This window comes from Streptomyces spongiicola, assembly GCF_003122365.1.
Taxonomy (GTDB): domain Bacteria; phylum Actinomycetota; class Actinomycetes; order Streptomycetales; family Streptomycetaceae; genus Streptomyces; species Streptomyces spongiicola.
The window spans coordinates 3785380-3809118 of record NZ_CP029254.1; the positions used below are offsets into that span (position 1 = coordinate 3785380).

Annotated in this window: 19 protein-coding genes, 1 pseudogene and 1 riboswitch; of the genes and pseudogenes, 13 read left to right on the plus strand and 7 right to left on the minus strand. The window is 74.1% G+C overall.

The annotated features are described in order from the left end of the window. The first annotated feature begins 351 nt into the window (after nucleotides 1-351). The 3 genes from DDQ41_RS16605 (at nucleotide 352) to cobM (ending at nucleotide 3848) form a co-directional block, all read left to right on the plus strand. A complete protein-coding gene (locus tag DDQ41_RS16605; protein ID WP_109295196.1) occupies nucleotides 352-1428 on the plus strand; it encodes a MerR family transcriptional regulator in 1077 nt (358 codons plus the stop codon). 411 nt (nucleotides 1429-1839) lie between these two features. Beyond that, complete coding sequence (gene cbiE, locus DDQ41_RS16610; protein WP_109295197.1) at nucleotides 1840-3102, plus strand: precorrin-6y C5,15-methyltransferase (decarboxylating) subunit CbiE; 1263 nt, start codon at nucleotides 1840-1842, stop codon at nucleotides 3100-3102. Next, a complete protein-coding gene (cobM, locus tag DDQ41_RS16615) occupies nucleotides 3099-3848 on the plus strand; it encodes a precorrin-4 C(11)-methyltransferase (RefSeq protein ID WP_109295198.1) in 750 nt (249 codons plus the stop codon). The genes cbiE and cobM overlap by 4 nt, the downstream gene beginning before the upstream one ends. A gap of 346 nt (nucleotides 3849-4194) precedes the next feature. Here cobM and DDQ41_RS16620 read toward each other — a convergent pair whose 3' ends face one another. The 4 genes from DDQ41_RS16620 to DDQ41_RS16635 all read right to left on the minus strand — a co-directional run bounded on the left by DDQ41_RS16620 (nucleotide 4195) and on the right by DDQ41_RS16635 (nucleotide 9398). Continuing rightward, nucleotides 4195-4938, minus strand: coding sequence for a cobalt-precorrin-6A reductase (locus tag DDQ41_RS16620; protein ID WP_109295199.1), 744 nt, complete (start codon nucleotides 4936-4938; stop codon nucleotides 4195-4197). Nucleotides 4939-5584: 646 nt separating this feature from the next. Then, nucleotides 5585-7039 (minus strand): precorrin-3B C(17)-methyltransferase, encoded by a 1455-nt coding sequence (cobJ, locus tag DDQ41_RS16625; RefSeq protein ID WP_373995459.1) that lies wholly within the window; start codon nucleotides 7037-7039, stop codon nucleotides 5585-5587. A 59-nt stretch (nucleotides 7040-7098) separates the two neighbouring features. Next, entirely contained in the window at nucleotides 7099-7740 is a 642-nt protein-coding gene (locus DDQ41_RS16630) for a precorrin-8X methylmutase (RefSeq protein WP_109295201.1), read from the minus strand. Further along, nucleotides 7737-9398 carry a hypothetical protein gene (locus DDQ41_RS16635; RefSeq protein ID WP_394342145.1) on the minus strand — a complete coding sequence of 554 codons (1662 nt, stop codon included), beginning with the start codon at nucleotides 9396-9398 and terminating at the stop codon, nucleotides 7737-7739. The genes DDQ41_RS16630 and DDQ41_RS16635 overlap by 4 nt, the downstream gene beginning before the upstream one ends. Before the next feature lie 92 nt (nucleotides 9399-9490). Then, nucleotides 9491-9569: riboswitch (cobalamin riboswitch) on the plus strand. 55 nt (nucleotides 9570-9624) lie between these two features. On the opposite strand from DDQ41_RS16635, the gene cobN reads away from it, so the two are divergent. The 3 genes from cobN to DDQ41_RS16655 all read left to right on the plus strand — a co-directional run bounded on the left by cobN (nucleotide 9625) and on the right by DDQ41_RS16655 (nucleotide 15528). Next, nucleotides 9625-13233: a cobaltochelatase subunit CobN gene (gene cobN, locus DDQ41_RS16640; protein ID WP_109295203.1), complete on the plus strand. Its 3609-nt coding sequence runs from the start codon at nucleotides 9625-9627 to the stop codon at nucleotides 13231-13233. Between the two features lie 546 nt (nucleotides 13234-13779). Continuing rightward, nucleotides 13780-14355, plus strand: coding sequence for a DM13 domain-containing protein (locus DDQ41_RS16650; protein ID WP_172607671.1), 576 nt, complete (start codon nucleotides 13780-13782; stop codon nucleotides 14353-14355). Nucleotides 14356-14367: 12 nt separating this feature from the next. Further along, the gene (locus DDQ41_RS16655) at nucleotides 14368-15528 is read left to right on the plus strand and encodes a methyltransferase (protein ID WP_109295205.1); all 1161 of its coding nucleotides are present in this window, start codon (nucleotides 14368-14370) and stop codon (nucleotides 15526-15528) included. Between the two features lie 185 nt (nucleotides 15529-15713). Here the strand turns inward: DDQ41_RS16655 and DDQ41_RS16660 are convergent, their stop codons facing one another. Both DDQ41_RS16660 and DDQ41_RS16670 read right to left on the minus strand, forming a co-directional pair. Continuing rightward, entirely contained in the window at nucleotides 15714-16121 is a 408-nt protein-coding gene (locus DDQ41_RS16660; protein ID WP_109295206.1) for a rodlin, read from the minus strand. 590 nt (nucleotides 16122-16711) lie between these two features. Further along, nucleotides 16712-17122, minus strand: a complete 411-nt coding sequence (locus DDQ41_RS16670; RefSeq protein ID WP_172607670.1) for a rodlin — start codon at nucleotides 17120-17122, stop codon at nucleotides 16712-16714. A 338-nt stretch (nucleotides 17123-17460) separates the two neighbouring features. Here DDQ41_RS16670 and DDQ41_RS16675 point away from each other — a divergent pair, with 338 nt between their 5' ends. The 3 genes and pseudogenes from DDQ41_RS16675 to DDQ41_RS16685 all read left to right on the plus strand — a co-directional run bounded on the left by DDQ41_RS16675 (nucleotide 17461) and on the right by DDQ41_RS16685 (nucleotide 19253). After that, nucleotides 17461-17871, plus strand: coding sequence for a rodlin (locus tag DDQ41_RS16675; protein ID WP_109295208.1), 411 nt, complete (start codon nucleotides 17461-17463; stop codon nucleotides 17869-17871). A gap of 200 nt (nucleotides 17872-18071) precedes the next feature. Next, nucleotides 18072-18305: pseudogene (locus DDQ41_RS16680) on the plus strand (chaplin). Between the two features lie 111 nt (nucleotides 18306-18416). After that, the gene (locus DDQ41_RS16685; RefSeq protein WP_109295209.1) at nucleotides 18417-19253 is read left to right on the plus strand and encodes a chaplin; all 837 of its coding nucleotides are present in this window, start codon (nucleotides 18417-18419) and stop codon (nucleotides 19251-19253) included. Nucleotides 19254-19580: 327 nt separating this feature from the next. Here DDQ41_RS16685 and DDQ41_RS16690 read toward each other — a convergent pair whose 3' ends face one another. Beyond that, nucleotides 19581-20678, minus strand: a complete 1098-nt coding sequence (locus DDQ41_RS16690; protein ID WP_245991210.1) for a glycosyltransferase family 4 protein — start codon at nucleotides 20676-20678, stop codon at nucleotides 19581-19583. 431 nt (nucleotides 20679-21109) lie between these two features. Here DDQ41_RS16690 and DDQ41_RS16695 point away from each other — a divergent pair, with 431 nt between their 5' ends. From DDQ41_RS16695 to DDQ41_RS16710, 4 genes are all read left to right on the plus strand, one after another. After that, complete coding sequence (locus DDQ41_RS16695; RefSeq protein ID WP_109297772.1) at nucleotides 21110-21349, plus strand: chaplin; 240 nt, start codon at nucleotides 21110-21112, stop codon at nucleotides 21347-21349. Nucleotides 21350-21518: 169 nt separating this feature from the next. After that, nucleotides 21519-21758 (plus strand): chaplin, encoded by a 240-nt coding sequence (locus DDQ41_RS16700; RefSeq protein WP_109295211.1) that lies wholly within the window; start codon nucleotides 21519-21521, stop codon nucleotides 21756-21758. A gap of 394 nt (nucleotides 21759-22152) precedes the next feature. After that, complete coding sequence (locus tag DDQ41_RS16705) at nucleotides 22153-22440, plus strand: hypothetical protein (RefSeq protein WP_109295212.1); 288 nt, start codon at nucleotides 22153-22155, stop codon at nucleotides 22438-22440. Nucleotides 22441-22755: 315 nt separating this feature from the next. Then, a complete protein-coding gene (locus DDQ41_RS16710; RefSeq protein WP_394342146.1) occupies nucleotides 22756-23259 on the plus strand; it encodes a DUF5949 family protein in 504 nt (167 codons plus the stop codon). The last annotated feature ends 480 nt before the right edge of the window (nucleotides 23260-23739 follow it).

The following is a 23739-nucleotide window of genomic DNA, read 5'->3' on the forward strand; positions in this document are numbered from 1 at the left end:
GCGCCGGTCTCCCGGGAAGGACGGGAGGAGGTGCCTCGTGTACGGCCGGCATCGGTGCATCGGTGCATCGGTGCAGCGGTGCATCGGTGCAGCGAGCAGCGGCCGGGTCGGTGCCCCGCAGCGGGAAGCCCGGGAGACCGGGGTCCGGGAGGTCCCAGCGGTCCGGGAGGGCATGTCGTCCCAGAGCCCCCAGACCCCCAGAGCCCCGGGAGAAGCCAGCCCCCCAGAGCCCCGGGAGGAGCCGGAGCCCCGGGAGGACCGGGGCGCTGTTGACCTTCCCGGCGGGGGAAGCCCCACCATCGGCCGTGCCGGGCACGGTGCCCGGCACGAGGAGGAAGCGGGTGAGCGGACATGGCGCTGCTGACCATAGGTGCGTTCGCGCGGGCCGCGCGGCTCTCGGCCAAGACGCTGCGGCGATACGACGAGCAGGGCCTGCTGTGCCCGGTCCAGGTCGATCCGTTCACCGGCTACCGCTACTACGACCCCCGACAGTTGGAGCATGCCCGGCTGGTGGCCTGGCTGCGCCGCATCGGTATGCCGCTCGTCCGTATCCGTTCCGTCTGCGGGCTCTTCGCGACGGACCCGGACGCGGCGGCCCGGGACATCCGTGACTTCTGGGCGCGGGTGGAGGCCGAGACGGCTGCGCGGCGCGATCTCGCGGACTTCCTCGTCGACCGGCTGTCCGACACGGCAGCGGGAAGGGACCGTCCGATGCGACGACTCGGCGCACCTCTGGGACTGCGTTACGCCGCCCTCACGGATCGCGGCCTCGTCCGCGACACCAACCAGGACTCCGTTTACGCGGGTCCGCGACTGCTCGCCGTCGCCGACGGTTACGGCGGTGGAGGGGCGCGGGCGGGCGGAGCCGCGATCGACGCACTGCGTCCGCTGGAGAGCGCGACCGCCGAATCCGGTGAACTGCTCAACCTGCTGGCCGACGCCGTGCGACGCGCCCACCATGCGGTCCGCGACCTCCCGGAATCCGGCACCACTCTCACGGCACTGCTGTGGACCGGCTCCCGGCTCGGTCTGGTCCACATCGGCGACACCCGCGCCTATCTGCTGCGCGGTGGCAGGATCTTCCGCATCACCCATGACCACACGGTTGTCCAGGCGATGATCGACGACGGCGCCCTCACCGAGGACGAGGCCCGCTCCCACCCCCGGCGGGCCATGCTGCTCAGGGCCCTCGACGGAGCGGACGCACCCGCGGAACCCGATCTGCGCCTCCACGACCCCGAGGGCGGTGACCGCTATCTGCTGTGCTCCGACGGGTTGTTCACCGTGGTCCCGGAGGCGGAACTGCATCGGGTGGCGGCCACTGTCGCCGATCCGGAGGACGCGGCTGGGGAGTTGATCGCCCTCGCCCAGGAGGCGGGCGGGCCGGACAACGTGGCGTGCGTGGTAGCCGACATGCTGGAGCTGTGAGCTGCTGTGAGCTGCTGTGAGCTGCTGTGAGCTGCTGTGAGCTGCTGTGAGCTGCTGTGAGTTGTGAGCTGAGGCCGCACCTCTGAGCGACCCGTCAGGCCCTGCCCGGCCCCCGCGCCCAAGAGGCCGGGCCGGGCCTGGTGAGGCCGGGAAGGGTTTGACGGGGCCGGGCCCGTGCGTTCGGAGTTCGGACACACGGCACCACCCGTGTGTTTGCGCGCGGGCGGAGTCACCCACCGACCGGTCTCGCCCGCGGCGAGGACGGGCTGCCGACGCTCAGCGCCGGTGAGGGCTTCGTCGTCGCCGGCGCAGGTATCGGGGTGATCAGATCTCGTACGGCCCACCCGTCGCCGGCCCTGGCCGACACCCCCGCGACCAGGCGTTCCACCGCTCGTCAGTAGAGTCCGGTCCGTGAATTCCGACCCACGTCCCGCCGTCTCCGTCATCGGGATCGGCGCCGACGGCTGGGACGGACTGCCCGAGACCTCACGTGCCGCGCTGCGCACCGCCGAGGTGCTCGTCGGCGGCCCGCGCCAGCTCGCGCTGCTGCCCGCCGGCGTATGCGCGGGTGAGCGCGTGCCGTGGCCGTCGCCGCTGCGTCCCGCCGTGCCTGTGCTGCTCGCCCGGCACGCCGGCCGGCGTCTGGTCGTCCTCGCGAGCGGTGATCCGATGTTCTACGGCATCGGCCGCACCCTCACCGAGATCGCCGGTTCCGGGGCGGTGCGTGTGCTGCCGCACCCGTCGTCCGTCTCGTACGCCTGTGCGCGCCTCGGCTGGCCGGTCGAGGAGACCGAGGTCGTGACGCTGGTCGGCAGGCCGGCCGCCGGGCTCCGCGCGGCGCTCCACCACGGGCGCCGGCTGCTGGTGCTCAGCGCGGGCGCGGCGACCCCTGCGGAGGTGGCGGAGCTGCTGACCGCCAGGGGCTTCGGCCCCAGCCGGATGCGGGTGCTGGAGCAGCTCGGCTCCGGACGGGAGCGGCAGGTCTCCGGTACCGCGGAGAGCTGGAGCCATCCGCCGGGCGATCCGCTCAACATCGTCGCCGTCACCTGCGCACGCGCTCCGGGGGCGCTGCGGCTCGGCGCCGGCCCGGGGCTCCCCGACGAGGCGTACGAGAACGACGGTCAGCTGACCAAGCGCCATGTGCGTGCCGCGACGCTCGCCGCGCTCGCGCCGGCCCCCGGTGAACTGCTGTGGGACGTCGGTTCCGGCTCCGGTTCCATCGCGATCGAGTGGATGCGTACGCACCGGTCGTGCCGGGCGGTCGCGGTCGAGCGGGACGCGGAGCGGGCCCGGCGCATCGAGCGCAACGCGGAGTCGCTCGGCGTGCCCGGGCTGCGGGTGGTCACCGCCGCGGCGCCGGACGGGCTGGCCGGGGTGGCCGGGGTGGCCGGACTGGAGGCGCCGGACGCGGTGTTCATCGGCGGCGGGCTCACCGCGCCGGGGCTGCTCGACGTCTGCTGGGACGCGCTGCCGGAGGGCGGTCGGCTCGTCGCCAACACGGTGACGCTGGAGTCGGAGGCGCTGCTCGCCGAGCGCTACCGGCGGCACGGCGGGGAGCTGGTGCGGCTCGCGGTGGCGCACGCGGTGCCGGTGGGCGGGTTCACCGGCTGGCGGCAGGCGATGCCCGTCACTCAGTGGTCCGTCACCAAACCACGCGCAGGAGGATCCTCATGACCGTCTACTTCGTCGGTGCGGGCCCCGGTGCCGCCGATCTGATCACCCTGCGGGGCGCGCGGACGCTCGCCTCGTGCCGGGTGTGCCTCTACGCGGGCTCACTCGTCCCCGCCGACCTTCTCGCCGAGTGCCCGCCGGGCGCGCGGCTGGTGGACACCGCGGAACTCGATCTGGACGCGATCACCGCGGAGTTCGTCCGCGCCCACGAGGAGGGCCACGACGTCGCCCGGCTGCACTCGGGCGATCCGTCGGTCTTCAGCGCGGTGGCGGAGCAGATGCGGCGGCTGGACGCGGCGGGGATCGCCTACGAGGTCGTCCCGGGCGTTCCGGCGTTCGCCGCCGCAGCGGCGGCGCTGAAGCGGGAACTGACCGTGCCGACGGTCGGTCAGACCGTCATCCTGACCCGAGTCGCCCAGCAGGCCACTCCCATGCCCGAGGGCGAGGACCTGGCCACCCTCGGTCGCAGCGGGGCACTGCTCGTCCTGCACCTCGCCGCCCGCCATGTCGACCGCGTGGTCGCGGAACTCCTGCCGCACTACGGCCCCGACTGCCCCGCCGCGGTGGTGGCCATGGCCAGCCGCCCGGACGAGCTGGTCCTCCGGGGCACACTCGACGAGATCGCCGGGCTGACGAAGGAGGCGGGTGTCGTCAGGACGGCGGTCATCCTGGTGGGCCGCACCCTGGGGGCCTCGCAGTTCCGCGACAGCCACCTGTACGACCCGGCGCGGGACCGGCACGTCTGCTGACGGCGGGGCGTGCGCGGGCAGCTGCCGGGCGGTCGGTTCCGACCCGGCTGTCCGGCTGTCCGTACGGGCCCGGCTGTCGGTACGGGTCGGCTGTCCGTACGGGTCCGGCTGCCGGGCCGCACGGTCCGCCGGGTGTCCGGTTTCAGTCGTCCGGTGTCGGTCGTCCGGTGCCGAGTGTCTGTCGAGTGTCCGGTTACGGGACGCGGATCCGTCAACGGCCATCCGCCGAGCGGCCCGCGGAGCGTCAAGCCGCTCGTCCCCCGGCCCCGTCCCCCCGGCCCCGGCCCCGTCCCCCCGTCCCCGTCCCCGGCACCCAGAGTCCCCGCCCCGTGGGCACCGGTCCCGCCTACCGGCCGGACGCCTGCCCCGTCAACCAGTCGAGTGCCTCCCGGGCCGTCGACGCCGTCGGGACGCCCTCGGGCACGGGCGGGCGGCGGACCACGACGACCGGAAGGCCCGCCTCGCGGGCCGCGGTGAGCTTGGGGGAGGTCGCGGCGCCGCCGCTGTCCTTGGTCACCAGGACGTCGACGGCGTGGCCGGCGAGGAGGGCTCGTTCGCCGTCGAGGGTGAAGGGGCCGCGGTCCAGCAGCACCCTCATGCGCGGGGGGTACGGCGGCTGCGGCGGGTCGACGGAACGGACCAGGAACCAGAGCCGGTCGAGGTGCGCGAAGGACGACAGGCCCATGCGGCCCGTCGTCAGGAAGACCCGGCGGCCCAGTGAGGGCAGTACCCCGGCCGCCTGCGCCAGGGAGCCCACCGGGTGCCAGTCGTCGCCCGCCACCGGTGCCCAGCCCGGCCGGCGCAGCGCGAGCAGGGGGACGCCCGCCAGGTCCGCGGCGCGCGCCGCGTTGAAACTGATCGTCCCGGCGAACGGATGGGTGGCGTCGACCAGCGCATCCACCCGGTGCTCGGACAGCCAGGCCGCGAGGCCCTCGGGCCCGCCGAAGCCGCCGATCCGTACTTCGCCCCCCGGGAGTCTCGGTGCCGCGACGCGTCCGGCGAGCGAGGTGGTCACCCGCTTCCCGCTCCCGTGCAGTGACTCGGCGAGGGTGCGGGCCTCCGTCGTACCGCCGAGAACGAGGACGTGCACGGGACCTCCACGAGTGAACCGGCGCCGGTGGGAGGGCGCGGCGACCCACTCAAGCACATCGGCCGCCGCACTCTGCAGTACGGGCGGACCGGGCAGTACGGGCGGCAGTACGGTCGGGCCGGCGGGACACCCGGGACCCCTGGGCGGGGCGGACCGGGCCGGACTCCCAGGTCCACCTGGCCCTGCTGTAACGCCAGGCTGTACCGCCGGGCTGTACCGCCGGGATCGCCGGGATCGCCGGGATCGCCGAGGCCGGAGGGGCCGGAGGGGGCGGCTGGACCGCCACGACCGGTTGACCTGGCTGGACCGGAGAGGGCGGCCGGATCGGTGGGACGCCCGACGCCCGGGACGCCCGACGCCCAGGACAGGACGGCCCAGTACGCCCAGTACGCCCAGGAGCGGACGGCCCGGTTGGGTGCGTAGCCGAGGGCCCGGCTCACCCGTACCCGCCCCCGGGTCCGCCAGGACCGCCATGGCGGGTGGATCCGCCCCGACCCCCGCCCCCCGACCCCCGGGCCGTGTGCGGCACGACGCCCCCGCCCCCCGACCCCCGGGCCGTGTGCGGCGCGACGCCCCGCCCCCGGCCGCGCGCAGCGCGATCGCGCCGGGTCCCGCGGACCGGGCACCCCCGCCGGGAGACGAGGGCTCACTCCGGGGCCGGATCCCCCGCCGGATAGCTGCGGGGCGTCCAGACGACCTCCTCGCCCGTGCCGCGGCGTACCGTCCGGGTCTGCGACGAGCCGACCAGCAGCAGCGTCCTCATGTCCACCTCCGCCGGGTCGAGTTCGCCCAGGCGCACGATCCGCACGCTCTCCTCCGGGCCGCCCACGTCCCGCGCGACGACGACCGGGGTGTCCGGGGCGCGATGGCCGAGGAGCAGCTCGCGGGCCTTGGCGACCTGCCAGGTGCGACTGCGCGAACCGGGGTTGTAGAGGGCCAGGACGAGGTCGGCGCCGGCCGCCGCCGTCAGCCGCTCCTCGATGACCTCCCACGGCTTCAGCCGGTCGGAGAGGGAGATGGCGGCGTAGTCGTGCCCCAGCGGCGCACCCGCGCGGGCCGCGGCGGCGTTCGCGGCGGTGAGGCCCGGCAGTACGCGTACGGGCACGTCCGTGTACGGTTCCCGAGCCGCGACCTCCAGTACGGCCGTGGCCATGGCGAAGACCCCCGGATCGCCGCCCGACACCACGGCCACCCGGCGGCCGCGCCGGGCGAGGTCGAGGGCGAACTCCGCCCGTTCGGACTCCACCTTGTTGTCCGAGCCGTGGCGGCGCTGTCCGGCCCGCTCGGGCACCCGGTCCAGATAGGTCGTGTAGCCGACCAGGTCGTCGGCGGCGGCGAGGGCGCCCCGGGTCTCGGGCGTCAGCCACAGCGGCCCGGCAGGCCCGGTGCCCACGACGACGACCTCGCCGCGGGGGCGCGCGTCGGGCCGTACCTCGTCGATCCGGCTCGGCAGCACCGCCATCGAGAAGTACGGCACGGACTCCGGGTCGACGTCCGCGAACCGCCCCGTGCGCTCCCCGGCCATCGTGGCCCGCTCCACGTAGCGGGCGTCCTCCAGCCGGCCCGCCCGCTCCAGCGCCCGCCGCACGTCGGGGAAGGTCCGGCCGAGCTTCATCACCACCGCCGAGTCGGCGGCGGCGAGGCGGGCGGCCAGTTCCTCCTCGGGCAGCGTGCCGGGGACGATGGTCAGCACCTCCTCCGCCTCGCAGAGCGGCTCCCCGAGTCGCGCGGCAGCGGCGCTCACCGAGGTCACGCCGGGGATCACCTCGGTGTGGTAGCGGTGCGCGAGCCGCTTGTGCATGTGCTGGTAGGAGCCGTAGAAGAGCGGGTCGCCCTCGGCGAGCACGGCCACCGTCCGCCCGGCGTCGAGATGCGCGGCGAGCCGGGCCGCGGCCTCCTCGTAGAAGTCGTCGAGCGCACCCCGATAGCCGCCCGGATGGTCGGTGGTCTCCACCGTGACCGGGTACATCAGGCGCTCCTCGATGTGGTCGGGGCGCAGCTGCGCCGCCACGATGGAGCGGGCGATGGAACGGCCGTGCCGGGCGCAGTGGTACGCCACGACGTCCGCCTCCGCGACGACCCGGGCCGCCCGGAGCGTCATCAGCGAGGGGTCCCCCGGGCCGAGTCCGACGCCGTACAACCTGCCTGCCTGCCGTGTGCTCACTCCGCCTCACTCGCCATCGCGTTGATCGCGGCCGCGGCCATCGCGCTGCCGCCGCGCCGGCCGCGCACCACCAGGTACTCCAGGCCGCCGCCGTGCGCGGCGAGGGCGTCCTTGGACTCGGCCGCGCCGATGAAGCCCACCGGTACGCCGATCACGGCGGCGGGGTGGGGCGCGCCCTCGTCGATCATCTCCAGCAGTCTGAAGAGCGCCGTGGGGGCGTTGCCGACGGCGACCACCGCACCGTCGAGGCGGTCCCGCCACAGTTCGAGCGCGGCGGCGCTGCGCGTGGTGCCGAGTTCCGCGGCCAGCTCCGGCACGGACGGCTCGGACAGCGTGCACAGCACCTCGTTGCCGGCGGGCAGCCGCTTGCGGGTGACGCCGCTGGCGACCATCTGGGCGTCGCACAGGATCGGCGCCCCGGCGCGCAGCGCCTCCCGGGCGCGGGCCGCGACGCCGGGCGAGTACGCCAGGTCGCCGGCGAGGTCGACCATGCCGCAGGCGTGGATCATCCGCACCGCGACCCGGCCGATGTCGGCGGGCAGCGCGTCGAGCCGGGCCTCGGCGCGGATCGTGGCAAAGGACCGGCGGTAGATCTCCGCTCCGTCCTTCTCGTAGTCGAACACGGTCTGGTCGCTCATTTCGTCGCACTGGTCCGGGCTGTGGCGATGGTGTCGCCGAGTTCTGCGCGGGACGGTACGGGCACGGCCGTGCCCCGCGCGGTCACGCGGTATGCGCCGTCCCCGGTGGCCACGACGTCCACGTGGTCATGCTGCGGGCGGCCGCAGCGCCGCTCGCAGCCGGACCAGTACACGGGCAGCCCGCCCGGGCCGGGCGCGGTGCCGGCCCGGGCACCGGCCCGCAGGTATTCCCCTATGTCGGCCCGTACGTCGGCCCTGACGTCGGCGAGCGAGCGGGCGCATCCGGGCCGGCCGGTACACGCGCCGACCCCGTACCAGGGCGAGCCGGTGCCGGTGACGAACCCCGCCCGCCGCAGTGCGTCGAGCCGCGCCCGGGCCGCTCCGCGGTCGGCGAAGCCGGGCACGACGGCCCCGCGCCACGGGGTCAGCCGCACCTCGTCCGCCGGGGCCGGAAGCAGCTCCCGCGACTGTGCGACGGTGAGCCTTCCCAGGGGGGCGAGTACGGACACGGCCCAGCCGTCCGGTCCCTCGACGATCCCGGGAAGCGGTCCGGCGCCCGGCCCCGCGGGGCCGGGCGGTGCCGGTCCTGATCCCGGCTCTGGGGCGGAAGGATCTGTGCCGGGGGTGGAAGGGCCTGTGCCGGGGGCGGGAGCATCTGCGCAGGGGGCGGGGTGACGCGGCGTGGCCGCCACCCCCGCGCGTTCCAGCTCCGCGCCCACGGCGATGTCCTGTCCCTCCGGAAGCTCCCGCACACGCCACGCGCCGGTGCCCGCCTCGTCGGCCGCGGCGAGGAACGCCTCGGCGGCGGCCAGTGCCGCCCGTGCGGCGTCGGCGGCACGCACGCGGAAGGCATGGCGGCCGATGCGCAGCTCCACCCGCTCGTCCCCCCGTCCGTGGCCCGGCTCGTCCCCCCGTTCGTCTCCCGGTCCGTGGCCCGGCTCGTCCCCCCGTTCGTCTCCCGGTCCGTGGCCCGGCTCGTCCCCCGGTCCGTCGCCCGACCGGCCGCGGGCGGCGAGTAGCGTCACATCCGCGCCGAGTCCGGCGACGTCGCACCGCCCGTCGTCCAGGGCGAACAGGAACCGTCCCGAGAGCCCCGCGGCCCGCTCGCTTCCGCACAGCAGCGCGTCCAGCTCCCGTGCCCAGGACCGGACGTCCGCGCCGCCCTGCCCGCCGTACCCGTCCCGTTCGCCGTACCCGCCCTGCCCGCCCCGTCCGCCGCCTTCGCGACGTCCGTCCCGTCCGTCGTACCCGTCCCGTCCGTCGTACCCGTCCCGCCCGCCGTACCCGTCGGGCCCGCCGTACCCGTCGAGCCCGGCCAGTGGCGAGGCCACGATGTTGCGCACCCGCTCATGGGTGTCGGAGGGCAGCAGTCCGGCCTCGCGGAGCAGTTCCGCCAGCGCCGGCCCGCAGCCGTCCGCCAGGCCGCGCAGCTCCACGTTCCCCCGGGAGGTGATGCTCAGCGAACCGTCGCCCAGCCGTTCCGCGGCGACGGACAGCGCCCGTAGTTGACGTCCCGTCAGCAAGCCGGCGGGAAGCCGGAGCCGGGCCAGCCCGCCGTCGGCCGCCGGGTGCAGCCGCAGTGCACCGGGGCAGGCGTCACCCCGGGCCCGTATACGGCTTTCGCCCTGGTCCGGGGGTGTTGTCGGTGGGGGCGGCATGGCGGCGAGCATACCCAGGGCCGTCCCGGTGGCCCCCCGCCGGGGCGGCGGCCTCTACTATGCGAGACGGCACAGGGTCCCAGGGCCCGAGGGAGGAAGCCCGGTGAGAATCCGGCGCGGTCCCGCCACTGTGAGCCGGATCCCCGACGGGGCCCGGTGAGTCAGGAACTCCCGCCGACCACGACCACCCGGGGCGCGGAAACCCCGAGGAAGGCCTGCGCGCGCGATGACGTACGCGACGATCCTCCTGCTGTCGACCTCCGACACAGACCTGCTCAGCGCCCGTGCCGCCGAAGGGCCGGTGCGGTACCGCTTCGCGAACCCCTCCCGTCTGCCGCTGGACCGGCTGCCCGGCCTGCTCGACGGCACCGACCTGGTCGTCGTGCGCCTGCTCGGCGGCCTCCGCGCCTGGCAGGAGGGCCTCGACGCGCTGCTCGCACAGGGCCGCCCGGTGGTCGTCCTGACCGGCGAACAGGCCCCGGACGCCCAGCTGATGGAGGCGTCCACCGTCCCCGTCGGCATCGCTGCCGAGGCCCACGCCTATCTCGCCCACGGCGGCCCGGACAACCTGGAGCAGCTCGCCCGGTTCCTGTCCGACACCGTCCTGCTCACCGGCCACGGCTTCGCGCCGCCCGCGCCCGCCCCCACCTGGGGGGAACTGGAGCGCACCGCGCGGGACGGCACCGGCCCCCTGGTCGCCGTGCTCTACTACCGCGCGCACCACATGAGCGGCAACACCGCCTTCGTCGGCGCCCTGTGCGACGCCGTCGAGGAGGCCGGCGGCCGGGCGCTGCCGCTGTACGTCGCCTCGCTGCGCACCCCCGAACCCGAGCTGCTGGAACGGCTCCGCGGCGCCGACGCCGTCGTCACCACCGTCCTCGCCGCGGGCGGCACCGCCCCGGCCGGCGCCCAGGCGGGCGGCGACGACGAGGCATGGGACGCGGGCGCCCTCGCCTCGCTCGACGTCCCCGTCCTGCAGGCGCTGTGCCTGACCGGCTCGCGCAGCGCCTGGGAGGACAACGACGAGGGCCTGTCCCCGCTGGACGCCGCCAGCCAGGTCGCGGTACCCGAGTTCGACGGCCGCCTCATCACGGTCCCCTTCTCGTTCAAGGAGATCGACGAGGACGGCCTCCCCGCGTACGTCGCCGACCCCGAGCGGGCCGCCCGCGTCGCCGGAATCGCCGTGCGCCACGCCCGGCTGCGCCACATCCCCAACGCCCGGAAGCGGCTCGCCCTGGTGCTGTCCGCGTACCCGACGAAGCACTCCCGCATCGGCAACGCCGTCGGCCTCGACACCCCCGCCTCCGCCGTCGCCCTGCTGCGCCGGCTCCGGGCGGAGGGCTACGACTTCGGCACCGAGGAGATCCCCGGCCTGGCGTCCGGCGACGGCGACGAACTGATCCGCGCCCTCATCGAGGCCGGCGGACACGACCAGGACTGGCTCACCGAGGAGCAGCTCGCCCGCAACCCGGTCCGCATCCCGGCCGCCGACTACGAGCGCTGGTACGCGACCCTGCCGCGGGAACTGCGCGAGCACGTCGAGGAGCACTGGGGCCCGGCGCCCGGCGAGATGTTCCTGGACCGCTCCCGCAACCCGGAGGGCGACATCGTCCTCGCCGCCCTGCGCCGCGGCAACCTGCTGATCGTCATCCAGCCGCCGCGCGGCTTCGGCGAGAACCCGATCGCCGTCTACCACGACCCCGACCTGCCGCCCTCGCACCACTACCTCGCCGCCTACCGCTGGATCGCCGCCCGCCAGGACGACGCCGGCTTCGGCGCCGACGCCATGATCCACCTCGGCAAGCACGGCAACCTGGAATGGCTGCCCGGCAAGAACGCGGGGCTTTCCGCGGCCTGCGCGCCCGACGCCGCGCTCGGCGACCTGCCGCTCGTCTACCCCTTCCTGGTCAACGACCCCGGCGAGGGCACCCAGGCCAAGCGCCGGGTGCACGCCACCCTCGTCGACCACCTGGTGCCGCCGATGGCGCGCGCCGACTCCTACGGCGACATCGCCCGCCTGGAGCAGCTCCTCGACGAGTACGCGCAGATCTCCGCCATGGACCCGGCGAAGCTGCCGGCGATCCGCGCCCAGATCTGGACCCTGATCCAGGCGGCGAAGCTCGACCACGACCTCGGCATGGCGGAACGCCCCGCCGACGACGGCTTCGACGACTTCCTGCTGCACGTCGACGGCTGGCTCTGCGAGGTCAAGGACGCCCAGATCCGCGACGGGCTGCACGTCCTCGGCGGCGCGCCCACCGGCCCGGAGCGGGTCAACCTCGTCCTGTCGATCCTGCGCGCCCGGCAGATCTGGGGAGGCACCACCGCCCTGCCCGGACTGCGCGAGGCGCTCGGCCTCGACGAGTCCGCCGCGACCCGCACCGGCGCCGACGAGGCCGAGGCCCGCGCCCGCGCCCTGGTCGAGGCGATGGAGGAGGCGGGCTGGGACCCGGCCGCCGTCGCCCGGGCGGCCGAGGGCCACGGGCAGGCCGTCGCGGACATCCTGGACTTCGCCGCCCGGGAGGTCGTGCCGCGCCTCGCCGCCACCACCGACGAACTCGACCACGCCGTCCACGCGCTGAACGGCGGCTTCGTCCCGGCCGGACCGTCCGGCTCACCGCTGCGCGGCCTGGTCAACGTGCTCCCGACGGGCCGCAACTTCTACTCGGTCGACCCCAAGGCCGTGCCCTCCCGCCTCGCCTGGGAGACCGGGCAGGCGCTCGCCGACTCCCTCCTGGAGCGCTACCGCGAGGACAACGGCCGCTGGCCGACGTCCGTCGGGCTGTCCCTCTGGGGCACCAGCGCGATGCGCACCGCGGGGGACGACGTCGCCGAGGCCCTGGCGCTGCTCGGCGTCCGCCCCGTCTGGGACGAGGCGTCCCGCCGCGTCAACGGCCTCGAACCGATCCCGCCCGCCGAACTCGGCCGCCCCCGCGTCGACGTCACCCTGCGCATCTCCGGCTTCTTCCGCGACGCGTTCCCGCACGTCATCGGCCTCCTCGACGACGCGGTCCGGCTGGCCGCCGCGCTCGACGAGCCCGCCGAAGCCAACTACGTACGGGCCCACGCCCAGGCCGACCTCGCCGAGCACGGCGACGAACGGCGGGCCACCACCCGGATCTTCGGCTCCCGCCCGGGCACGTACGGCGCCGGGCTGCTCCAGCTCATCGACTCCCGGGACTGGCGCACCGACGCCGACCTCGCCGAGGTCTACACGGTGTGGGGCGGTTACGCGTACGGCCGGGGCCTGGAGGGACGCGCGGCGCGGGAGGAGATGGAGACGGCGTACCGGCGGATCGCGGTCGCGGCGAAGAACACCGACACCCGCGAGCACGACATCGCCGACTCCGACGACTACTTCCAGTACCACGGCGGCATGGTCGCCACCGTGCGCGCGCTGCGCGGCAGCGCGCCCGAGGCGTACATCGGCGACTCCACCCGCCCGGAGACGGTCCGCACCCGCACCCTGGTCGAGGAGACCTCCCGCGTCTTCCGCGCGCGCGTCGTCAACCCCCGGTGGATTGAGGCGATGCGCCGCCACGGCTACAAGGGGGCCTTCGAACTCGCCGCCACCGTCGACTACCTGTTCGGCTACGACGCGACGACCGGTGTGGTCGCCGACTGGATGTACGACAAGCTCGCCGAGGCGTACGTCCTGGACCCCGAGAACCGCGCGTTCCTCCAGCAGGCCAACCCCTGGGCCCTCCACGGCATCGCCGAAAGGCTGCTGGAGGCGGAGTCCCGGGGCATGTGGGAGAAGCCCGACCCGGCGGTCGTCGACGCCCTGCGCCAGGTCTTCCTCGAGACGGAGGGCGACCTGGAGGGCGACGGCTGACGCCCGGCCCCGGCGGGCGGCCCGCGTCACCGCGCCGCCCGCGCCCGCGCTGGTGCTGGTGCTGGTGCTGGTGCTGGTGCTGGTGCCGGTGCCGGTGCCGGTGCCGGTGCCGGTGTCGGTGTCGGGGCCGGGCTGTTGTCCGGAGCGCCGGGGTGTGCGCGGTCCGGTCCGGCGTGGCGCGGGCCTTGGCGGTCGTCGGGCCGGGGTCGTCAGGCCCCCGGCAGCGGCCGAGCGGTGCCCCGAGCCCCGGTGGCGACACCCGTGCGGCCGCGGCCGCCGTGGTCGTGGTCGTGGAGGACTCCAGCGGTGTCGCACCGGTGTCCCGGCGGCGGCGGGACGCGGGGACCGGACCGGGAGCCCGCAGCGCCTGCCCCGGGACCGGGACCGGGACCGGGAAGGGAAGGGGCCCGCGAAGGGAAAGGGAAGCGCACGGCGTACGGGCACGGCGTACGGCGTACGGGCACGGCGTACGGCGTACGGCGGACGTAAGACTTCCGTCACCACCGGAACGATCACAATGCCGCCCCACGCGACTTAAATGGAGCCATGAGGACATCGCTCGTACGCAGACCCGTGGTGATCGTCGGTCTGGCGGTGGTCGCGATCGTGGCGGCCGCCGGGCTGTACTGGTTCCAGCCCTGGAAGCTCTGGGTGGACGAGACCGTGCGCGAGGAGCTGCCCGCGGCCTCGCCGGCCGCACCGGCTTCCCCGGCCGCACCGGACGGATCGCCGGCCCCGGCCGACACGGCCGCGCCGGCCGCGCCGGAGGTGCTGGCCACGGGAACCTTCATCAGCCATGAGCACGCCACGACCGGCAGCGTGAAGATCCTCCGGCTCGAGGACGGCTCCCGCACCCTCCGGATCGAGAACCTGGACACCAGCAGCGGCCCCGACCTGCGCGTCTGGCTCACCGACGCGCCGGTGAAGGAGGGCCGGGACGGCTGGCACGTCTTCGACGACGGGGAGTACGTCAGCCTCGGCAAGCTCAAGGGCAACAAGGGCGACCAGAACTACGCGCTGCCCGCCGACGCCGATCTGAACCGCCTGACCAGTGTCAGCATCTGGTGCGACCGGTTCGACGTCTCCTTCGGCGCCGCCGAGCTCGAGAAGGCGGCCGCGTAGCCTGAGAGCACGATGAACATCTTCACCACGTCATGGGGCGACCTCGGGCTCACCCGCTTCCCCGAGGACCCCCGTGAGCGGCTCCGTGCCTGGGACGCCTCGGACGAGTACCTGCTGCGCCATCTGGAGGGCGAGACGCTCACCGGCACGGTGGCCGTCGTGGGGGACCGCTGGGGAGCACTCGCCACCGCGCTCGCGGCGCACCGGCCCGTGCAGATCAGCGACTCCTATCTGACCCAGCGGGCGACCCGCGCCAACCTCGACCGCAACCGCACCGCCGCCGAGGCCGAGGGCGTACGGCTGCTGTCGACCCGGGACACCCCGCCGGACCGGATCGACGTCCTGCTGGTCCGCGTCCCCAAGAGCCTCGCCCTGCTGGAGGACCAGCTCCAGCGGCTCGCCCCCCGGCTGACCCGCGACACACTCGTCGTCGGCACCGGCATGGTGACGGAGATCCACACCTCCACGCTGCGGCTCTTCGAACGGATCGTCGGCCCCACCCGCACCTCGCCGGCGGTGAAGAAGGCCCGGCTCATCCACTGCACCCCCGATCCCGACCGCACCGGACCGGCGGCCGCCGGTGAGGGCTCCTGGCCGCGCACCTACGCGCTGCCGGACGGCATCGGCGTGATGTCGGGGCGCCCGGTGACCAACCACGCGGGCGTCTTCTGCGCCGACCGCCTGGACATCGGCACCCGCTTCCTCCTCCAGCACCTCCCCGACCGCCGGGGCCCCCTCCGCGTCGTGGACCTGGGCTGCGGAAACGGGGTGGTGGGTACGGCGATGGCGGTCGCCGAGCCGGCGGCCGAGGTGGTGTTCACGGACGAGTCGTACCAGGCCGTCGCCTCCGCCGAGGCCACCTTCCGGGCCAACACCGGCCCGTCGGCCGAGGCCGCGTTCGTGGTCGGCGACGCACTGTCCGGTACCGAGCGCGAGTCCGTCGACCTCGTACTGAACAACCCGCCCTTCCACACCCACCGCGCGCTGACCGACGGCGCCGCGTGGCGCATGTTCACCGGCGCCCGCAGCGCCCTGCGCCCCGGCGGCGAGCTGTGGGTGGTCGGCAACCGGCATCTCGGCTACCACGTCAAGCTGCGCCGGATCTTCGGCGGCTGCGAGACCGTCGCGGGCAGTCCGAAGTTCGTGGTGCTGCGCGCCGTCAAGCGCGGCTGACGAACGGGCGCAGCGGGCCGGGAGCACGCGGCGGGCCCACACGCCGGGGCCCGGCCGGGCGGTCCGCGCGAAGCGGCCGGCCGGGCCGGGCCCCGGACCCCGAGCCGTGCTGTGGACGGGGCGGTGGCGCTGATCAGAGCCGTGGATCAGAGCCGTGGATCAGCGGCGTGGATCAGAGCCGTGGATCAGTGGTTGTTGACGCCGTTGCCCGAGAGCACCGGGATGTCGTCGAGGATGTGCGACAGCGGCTCGTCGCCCTTGGCCTGGGTCGAGTTCTCGGCGCACTGCTGGTTCTGCGGGTTCGACAGGACGTTGACGTCCTGCACGGCGACCGGCACGAGACCGACGAGCGACCCGGCGTTGGCCTTGGCGGGCAGACCGATGCACAGCTTGTTCAGCGAGCCCTGGACTGCGCTGAGCTGCGGGCTCATGTCGCCGTAGGTGGCCGAGTTGCCGAAGGCCTGCACGGCGTCGTTGCCGCTCAGCGACGTGGTGCCGCTGTCGTCGCCGATCGCCAGAGCCTGCGGGGCGGCGGTCAGTGAGACTCCGGCCACGGACGCGGTCACGGCCGCAGCTGCCCACAGCTTCTTCATGGTGGTTCCCTTCGGGGAGGTTCGCGATGTACAGGGCGTCGGTATGCGCACTCCACCGGTGAGTGACGCAGTGACCAACCCCGGCCCCCGTGCCCCGGTTGCGGTCTGTAGCCCGATCAGCCGAGCGCAGAGGGCGCTGTTCGGGACGTTCGGTTCTTTCGCCCCGATCAGCACGGGTGGTACGGGATATTGGGGGCATGGTGGAGCACAAGGGTCGTTGGGAACGGCAGGGGCTGATTCCGGCGAGCCGTAGGGAATCGGATGGCCCGGGGGAGCCGGCGGACCGGTCGGGGCCGGCCGCCAGACAGGTCGCGGACCGTTCGGCGGAGCCCATCTACGCTTCTCTCACGGCCAGTTGGTATGCCCAGGGGAGAACCGTCCCCGGCATCCCGGACCGTGAGTGGTCGGACCTCGTCGCCTGGTCCTGGCCGCGCTGGTGAGCCCGTCCCGGGGCCCCGCCGGGTCCGCGGGCGGCCCGCACGGGGGTGTGCGGGCGCCGCGGCCGGACCGGCCCCGGCGGCGCCCAGGAGAACGGGTCGGGCCGCCGCGGCGTCCGCGGCGGCCCGACCCGGCCGGGTGGCGTGGCAGGGTCAGCCGTTGCCCTGACCGTTGCCCGAGAGCACCGGGATGTCGCTGAGGATGTGCGACAGCGGCTCGTCGCCCTTGGCCTGGGTCGAGTTCTCGACACACTGCTGGTTCTGCGGGTTGGACAGCACGTTGACGTCCTGCACGGCCACCGGCACGAGGCCGACGAGCGACCCCGCGTTCAGCTTGGCGGGCAGACCGATGCAGGGCTTGTTCAGCGAGCCCTGGACGAGCGCCATCTGCGGGCTCATGTTGCCGTAGGTGGCCGAGTTGCCGAAGACCTGGGAGGCACCGACACCACTGGCGGACGTGGTGCCCGTGTCGTTGCCGATGGCCAGGGCCTGCGGCGCCGCCGCGGCGGAGACGCCGACGACGGACGCGGTGACGGCGGCGGCCGCCATAGCCTTCTTGAACACGAGAGTCCCTTTCCTGGGTACGTGGTTCTGGGGTTCTGGGGCCCCGGGGTCCGGGGTCTATGAGCGGGGACCGAAGTGCCCGTTCCCCGGAGCCTCCTGACCAACTCGGAGCAGCGGAGTTGGTTCTTCCGCTTCACTCCAAAGTGGGGTGCGGGCGGCGTATCGCGTATCGCATCCGGCCGGGCTCCTCCGCCCCTGCCCACGGCCCTCCGGGGCGGGTCGCCGCGGCCTCGGGCGTGAGGGCCGTTCGGGTGACCTGCCGCAACCAAACGCCCGCCGGCCAGTTTGAGTCGGTGCGCAGACGAGCTGGAGTGTTCCTGCAGAAAGGCAGGCAAGTGATGATCAAGAAGGTTATGGCTGCGGCTGCGGTCACGGCCTCCGTAATCGGTGCCTCGGCCGCCGCCGCCCCCCAGGCCCTGGCCATCGGCGACGACACCGGTACGACGTCCGCCAGTGGTGTCGGTGCCTCCCAGGTCTTCGGCAACTCGGCCACCTACGGCAACCAGAGCCCGCAGCTCGCCCTGGTCCAGGGCTCGCTGAACAAGCCCTGTATCGGTCTGCCCGCCAAGGCCAACGCGGGGTCGCTCGTCGGTCTCGTGCCGGTGGCCGTGCAGGACGTCAACGTGCTGTCGAACCCGCAGAACCAGCAGTGTGTCGAGAACTCGACCCAGGCCAAGGGCGACGAGCCGCTGTCGCACATCCTCGACGACATCCCGGTGCTCTCGGGCAACGGCGAGGGCAACGGCTGACGCCCACTCCGGCCCGGTTCTCGGGGCCGGCGTGCATCCGAGTGAACTGCCCGGACTCCCGGGCGGCACAGGGGTTTCCTCGGTCGGTGCGGCTCGTTGGCAGGGCGCCGGGGTACTGCCGGGACTTCCCGTGGATTTCCACGGAATTCCGCGGAGTTCCACGGCACTCCTCGGGCCGCCGATCGGTAGGGGAATCCGATATGAAGTCCAGAAAGACCACGATGGTGCTGGCGGGACTGGTGATGGCCATGGGGATTGCCTCGCCGGTGTTCGCGGACTCCGGCGCGACCGGTGTCGCGTCCGGCTCGCCGGGAGTGTTCTCCGGGAACGTCGTCCGGATTCCCGTGCATGTTCCGGTGAATGCCTGAGGCAACTCCGTCAATCTCATCGCCGTGCTGAACCCTGCGTTCGGCAACCTCTGTGTGAACGACTGAAACCCAGTCCTCGCATACAGTCCTGAAGGGTCGTTCTCCGTCGGTCCGGGGCGTGTCCTGCGGCACCGCTCCGGGATCGGCTCGCGAAGCGAAAGCGGGAAGAACAACAACATGCGACAGGTCATCAGCAAGGGAATCCTGACGGCCGCTGCGGCCACCGGAATTCTGTCCTTGACCAGTGTGTACGCCAGCGCCGACTCCCAGGCCGACGCCGAGGCCGCGAACTCGCCCGGCGTGCTGTCCGGGAACAACGTCCAGGCGCCCGTGCACGTGCCGGTCAACGTCTGCGGCAACTCGCTGAACGTCGTCGGGGTGCTCAACCCTGCGTTCGGCAACGCCTGCGCCAACACCTCCGACGGGGGCGCGGCGGGATCCGGTGGCGCGTCGGCGGACGGTTCCGCGGTCGGCTCCCCGGGCGTCGCCTCCGGCAACAACGTCCAGGTTCCGGCGGACATCCCGGTCAACGCCTGCGGGAACACCATCGACGTCATCGCCGCCCTGAACCCGGCCGGCGGCAACGCCTGCGCCAACGGCCCGGGCCGGACGCCGCTGACGCCGGAGGTTCCCGAGACCCCGGTCATCCCCGAGAACCCGGAGACGCCGGAGATCCCCGAGGTTCCCGAGACCCCGGAGGTCCCCGAGACGGAGGTTCCCCAGACCCCGGTCATCCCCGAGAACCCGGAGACGCCGGAGATCCCCGAGGTTCCCGAGACCCCGGAGGTCCCCGAGACGGAGATTCCCCAGACCCCGGTCACCCCCGAGGTTCCCGAGGCCCCGGAGGTCCTGGTCCCGGGCGTGGACACCCCGGTCGGCGACTCCTCGACCACGGACCAGCTGGCCCAGACCGGCGGCAACGCCGGCACCCTGGCGGCCGGTGCCGCCGCGGTCGGACTGCTGGCCGGCGGCGCTCTGCTGTACCGCCGCGGGACGGCTGCCGCGCGTCGCTGAGTGACCGCGCCGCCCGTGTGAACCCCGGCCGGGGGAGTTCTCTCATCGGACTCTCCCGGCCGGGGGCGTTTTCCGTCCGGTCCGGGTCCGGGTCCGGGGCCGGGACCGGACGCCGGGGCCCCGGTGCTTCCGGGGCCGTGGTGCGTCCAGGGCCCGGCCGGCGGATCCGTGAGCTGCGGTGCGGATCCGTGAGCTGCGGTGACGGCCGGTGCGCCTTCGGGGACGCGGAGCGCGCCGTGCCGGGTCCGGGAGGGCGCGCCGCGGAGGAGGGGTCCTGCACCCGTTCGCCGGTCCCGCCCGGGCAGCCCTCGCGCGGGCGGGTGGTCGTCAGCGTGCCGCCGGGCCGCCGACTGCGGCCCGGGTGGCCGGCAGCTCGCGGTAGACGTCCGCGATCGCGGACGCGCTGTGGCGTACGTCGTGGGCGGCGAGGACGTGCTGCCGGCCCTGGCGGCCGAGCGTCCCGCGCAGCGGGCCGTTGAGCAGCAGGTCTCCCACGGCAGTGGCCAGGGCGTGCGGATCCTGCACCGGCGTGGTGCAGAACAGCGCGTGTCCCGGGGGCAGGCTCTCCCGCGTCCCGGCGACATCCGTGACCACGACCGGCCGGCCGCAGGCCATCGCCTCCAGCGGAGTCAGTGCCATGCTCTCCCGGCGGGACGGGACGACGACCAGGTCGGCGGCCCGGTACCAGGGTGCGGCGTCCGCCTGGTCGCCCGCGAACCGGACGGACACCGGAGCGGCCGCCCGTAGCGCGTCGGCGCCCGGTCCGTCGCCGACCAGGACCAGGCGGGCGTTCGGCACCCTGCGCAGGACCTGCTCCCACGACGCGAGCAGCACGTCCTGACCCTTCCGGTGGCACAGCCGCCCCACGCACACCACCAGCGGCGCGGACCCGGGCAGATCTGCCACCAGCGGGGGGAGGTCCGGTCGGACGTCCTCGGCCGGCGGCCGGAACCGTTCCGTGTCCACGCCGTTCGGGACGACGGCCCACAGCGCCTCGACGCCGGCCGCCACACCCTTGAGCCGCTCCGTCTCGCTGACGCAGACGATCCGGGCCGCCCAGCGGGCTCCGTACCGCTCCCAGCGGCGGGCCGGGCCGGCCAGGAAACCGCCGGCCACCTCGAAGGACCAGACGTGCGGCTGGAAGACGGTGGGGAGCCGGCCGCGCACGGCGAGCCGGGCGGCCAGCCCGGCCCTGGGACCGTGAGCGTGCACCAGAAGCGGGCTCGACGCCGCCACGATCCTGGCGAGCCGGCCCACCTCCCAGGCCAGCAGCGGGCCGACCCTCTTCCCCGCCCGCCACCGGTGGACTCCGCCGCCGAGCCCCCGGACGGCCTCCGCGAGCATGCCGCCGCCCGGGCACGCCACCGCCACCGGGACACCGCCGCGGATCTGATGGGCCACCAGGTCCAGGACGACCCGGGCCATTCCGCCGTCGGTCTGCTGGACGACATGGAGCACGGCAGGCCGGCCCGGCCCGGACGGTGGGCGCGCGGAGGGACCGCCGCCCCGGTCGGCGGTCCCTCCGGCCGTAAGACGGGGTGGGAATTCCGGTGCACGGGGCGTCGGAAAGTGATCCGGCTGCTGCCGGAACTCAGCACGCCGCACGGATCGTCGATTCCGGTTCATATCCAAGGCTATTCACATGAGCGGTCCGGTGGGGGGCAGCTTCGTGCGCTCTCTGCGGAGCCGGCGCGAGAGGTGACTCTAGCCCCATTCCGGTGCCGGACCGGTCCTTCCGCGTCCGGGCACTTGGCCAGGGCGCGGATTAGCCCTTTTGGCATCCCGGCGTGTCCGGACTCCGGGTTCCCTCGTTGATGGTTACGCCGCATCGGTAACCCCCCGGAAGGAAATCAATGATGAAGCGAATCGCGAAGTCGGTGGCGTTTGCGGGCACGGGCGTCGCCCTGGTCATGGGCGGTGCGGGCGCGGCCGTCGCGGACAGCGGCGCTACGGGTGCCGCCGTTGGCTCGCCCGGTGTCGCCTCCGGCAATGTGGTCCAGGTGCCGGTCCACGTTCCGGTGAACGTCTGCGGCAACACCGTCAACGTCGTCGGTCTGCTGAACCCGGCCTTCGGCAACACCTGCGCCAACCTCTGACACACCGGGGCGTCCGGCGGCACACGCCGCCGGACGCCCGCACCCCCGCGGGCCGAGCGGTTGTTCACTCCTTCGGCCGCACAACCCGGCAGACCTCGCTGCCGTTGAACCATCGGACCGGGCAGTAACGCACGGCCACTGAAACACCTTGACCAAGGAGTGCTTCTCCATGTCGCGTACCGCGAAGGCTTTCGTCCTGTCCACCCTCGCCGCCGCCGCTGTTGCGGGTTCCACCGGCATCGCCGCCGCCGACAGCGGTGCGGAGGCCGCAGCGGCGAACTCGCCGGGAGTGCTCTCCGGCAACGTGGCCCAGGTCCCGGTTCACGTCCCGGTGAACGTCTGCGGCAACACCGTCAACGTCGTCGCCCTGCTGAACCCGACCTTCGGCAACGCCTGCGTCAACGACTGACCGCCCGTACAGGCGTCTCGGGCCGTCCTTCCCGCCGCGGCAGGGAGGGGCGGCCCTCTTGCGTGGCCATCCGCGCCGCCCCTCCGCGGTGCGCCCCCGGCCGGTTCCGGGACCGGGCCGACCGCACGGTGACCGCACGGTGACCGCAGGACCGGGAGCGATCCGGAAGCGGAATCCGAACGGGGGCTTCATTCGGGTGGGGCCGGAGGAATCCCCGGCCTTCGGAGTTTCCGGCCGGATGACGGGTCGTTACAGAACACGTAGCAGCACAGAACAGCAGGGCGGGGCAGGGCATGCCGGACGGTACGAGAGGGCACACCGGGCATCCGCAATGCCTCTGAACAATTCCGTCACTTGTGTACGCGATACGCGTCGCCGAAGGAGAGATTCACTGATGAAGCCCATGAAGGTCGCCGCCGTCGTCGCCGGCTCGCTGGTCGCCGCGGGCGCCTCGGCCCCGGCTTTCGCCGCTTCCGAGCTCGCTCCGACCAGCCTGAACGGCGCGCTGGGCATCGTGGCGAGCGAGACCACGGGCGCCGTGGAGCCCCTCGCGAACAGGACGCTGGACACGGAGCAGGACGGCTCGCTGCTGCACACGGTCCAGCGCACCACCGACGAACTGAACAAGAACAAGGCGGGTGCCCCCCAGCAGCTCCTCGGCGGCCTCCCGCTGGGTTCCTGACCGCGTACCCGCACGACCCCGCAGGCCCGGTGGTGGATCCGCCGGGCCTGCGGACCGTCCGGCCCCGTTCCGGCTGCCCCGGCACTTGAGGCCGTCCCGCCTGCCCGGCCTGCCCGGCCTGCCCTGGCAGTCTCAGCGGTCCCAGTGGTCCCAATGGTCCCAGTGGGCTCAGCAGGCCCGGCGGTCCACCGGGGTGCGGCGGGCCTGCGCACGGATGAGCGAGTGCGACCCCTTCGGGCTAATCGGGCGCCGGGCTCCCCCGCGCGTGTGACAAGGGCGCCCGAATGGTTCCGCCGAGTCGCTATGGTCCCGGATGTGACCTCCACCCCCAGCGCGCTACGCGCCATCAGCCCGGCCCGACTGGGCACCCTCGTCGTCATCGCCTGGAGCGGTGAGCACCCCGACGACGAGCGCGACATGCCCTTCCTGCTGGCCTATTCGCTCGGGGACGGCGCCGGCGGACCGGAGGGGACCGGGACCGCCGCCCGGGAGCTGCTGGACGCCGTGGGTCTGCCGGTCGGGGGGGAATACGTGGATGCCGCCGATTCCACCGGACTTCCCGTCACACTGCTGGTGGAGGCGGGCCAGGCCGTGCTGACGATGCCTCATCTGACCGCGCAGTGCGCGGTGCCGCCGGAGTGGCTGGCCGCGGTCGGGGATCGGGGCCATGTGTACTTCATCTTCGCCACGCGGCCATGGCCGGACGCCGCGCCCGGGGTCCCGGTCACGGAGGACCGGCTGCGGGAGTTCGTCGGGGACGAGGCGGTGCTGTCGTCGTCGGCGCACTGCCTGCTGCCGGTCCGTCAGCTCCGGGGCTGAGCGCCCGTCGGGCGGCAAGAGGCCCGGCTGACGGCGGTACGACCGCCGGCCGGGCCCGGTTCACGCCTTGCTGGTCAGAGCTGCCGGAAAGCGCTCGCCGGGCGGGAGGGCGCGTGGTGCGCGTCCCCCCGGGCAGTCCCGGCGAGCCTGCGTCGTATTCCGGCACCCACGGCGTCGGCCGCCGCCGGGTGAGGAAGCGTCAGCTTCACGGTGGCCTCCTTTGCAGGGGGTTGAGGACACCGGTGACGTTAGTCCGGATCTGACGATCCGTCGTGCCGAGCGGGGTCGCGGTTACTGCGTGTGCGCATCGGCCCAGGTGGCGGCGGGCAGGCGAATCGGCCGGACGGAACGCGGCCGGACGGAACCCCGTCGGACGGAACCCCGACGGACGGAAGCCGGGCGCACTGCACCGGGCGCACTGCAAGGGCGGAGTCCGACGAGACCGGATCGATCCGATCCGGCCGGGCGGAATCCGGTGGG

Excerpts from the sequence above, each read along its gene's own strand:
- DDQ41_RS16705 (WP_109295212.1), top strand. The coding sequence starts at position 22,153 with ATGAAGCCCATGAAGGTCGCCGCCGTCGTCGCCGGCTCGCTGGTCGCC.
- DDQ41_RS16655 (WP_109295205.1), top strand. The coding sequence starts at position 14,368 with ATGAACATCTTCACCACGTCATGGGGCGACCTCGGGCTCACCCGCTTC.
- cobJ (WP_373995459.1), bottom strand. The coding sequence starts at position 7,039 with ATGACGCTCCGGGCGGCCCGGGTCGTCGCGGAGGCGGACGTCGTGGCG.
- DDQ41_RS16660 (WP_109295206.1), bottom strand. The coding sequence starts at position 16,121 with ATGAAGAAGCTGTGGGCAGCTGCGGCCGTGACCGCGTCCGTGGCCGGA.
- DDQ41_RS16675 (WP_109295208.1), top strand. The coding sequence starts at position 17,461 with ATGATCAAGAAGGTTATGGCTGCGGCTGCGGTCACGGCCTCCGTAATC.
- DDQ41_RS16630 (WP_109295201.1), bottom strand. The coding sequence starts at position 7,740 with ATGAGCGACCAGACCGTGTTCGACTACGAGAAGGACGGAGCGGAGATC.
- DDQ41_RS16605 (WP_109295196.1), top strand. The coding sequence starts at position 352 with ATGGCGCTGCTGACCATAGGTGCGTTCGCGCGGGCCGCGCGGCTCTCG.
- DDQ41_RS16690 (WP_245991210.1), bottom strand. The coding sequence starts at position 20,678 with ATGGCCCGGGTCGTCCTGGACCTGGTGGCCCATCAGATCCGCGGCGGT.
- cobN (WP_109295203.1), top strand. The coding sequence starts at position 9,625 with ATGACGTACGCGACGATCCTCCTGCTGTCGACCTCCGACACAGACCTG.
- DDQ41_RS16635 (WP_394342145.1), bottom strand. The coding sequence starts at position 9,398 with ATGCCGCCCCCACCGACAACACCCCCGGACCAGGGCGAAAGCCGTATA.
- DDQ41_RS16650 (WP_172607671.1), top strand. The coding sequence starts at position 13,780 with ATGAGGACATCGCTCGTACGCAGACCCGTGGTGATCGTCGGTCTGGCG.
- DDQ41_RS16685 (WP_109295209.1), top strand. The coding sequence starts at position 18,417 with ATGCGACAGGTCATCAGCAAGGGAATCCTGACGGCCGCTGCGGCCACC.
- cobM (WP_109295198.1), top strand. The coding sequence starts at position 3,099 with ATGACCGTCTACTTCGTCGGTGCGGGCCCCGGTGCCGCCGATCTGATC.
- DDQ41_RS16695 (WP_109297772.1), top strand. The coding sequence starts at position 21,110 with ATGAAGCGAATCGCGAAGTCGGTGGCGTTTGCGGGCACGGGCGTCGCC.
- DDQ41_RS16700 (WP_109295211.1), top strand. The coding sequence starts at position 21,519 with ATGTCGCGTACCGCGAAGGCTTTCGTCCTGTCCACCCTCGCCGCCGCC.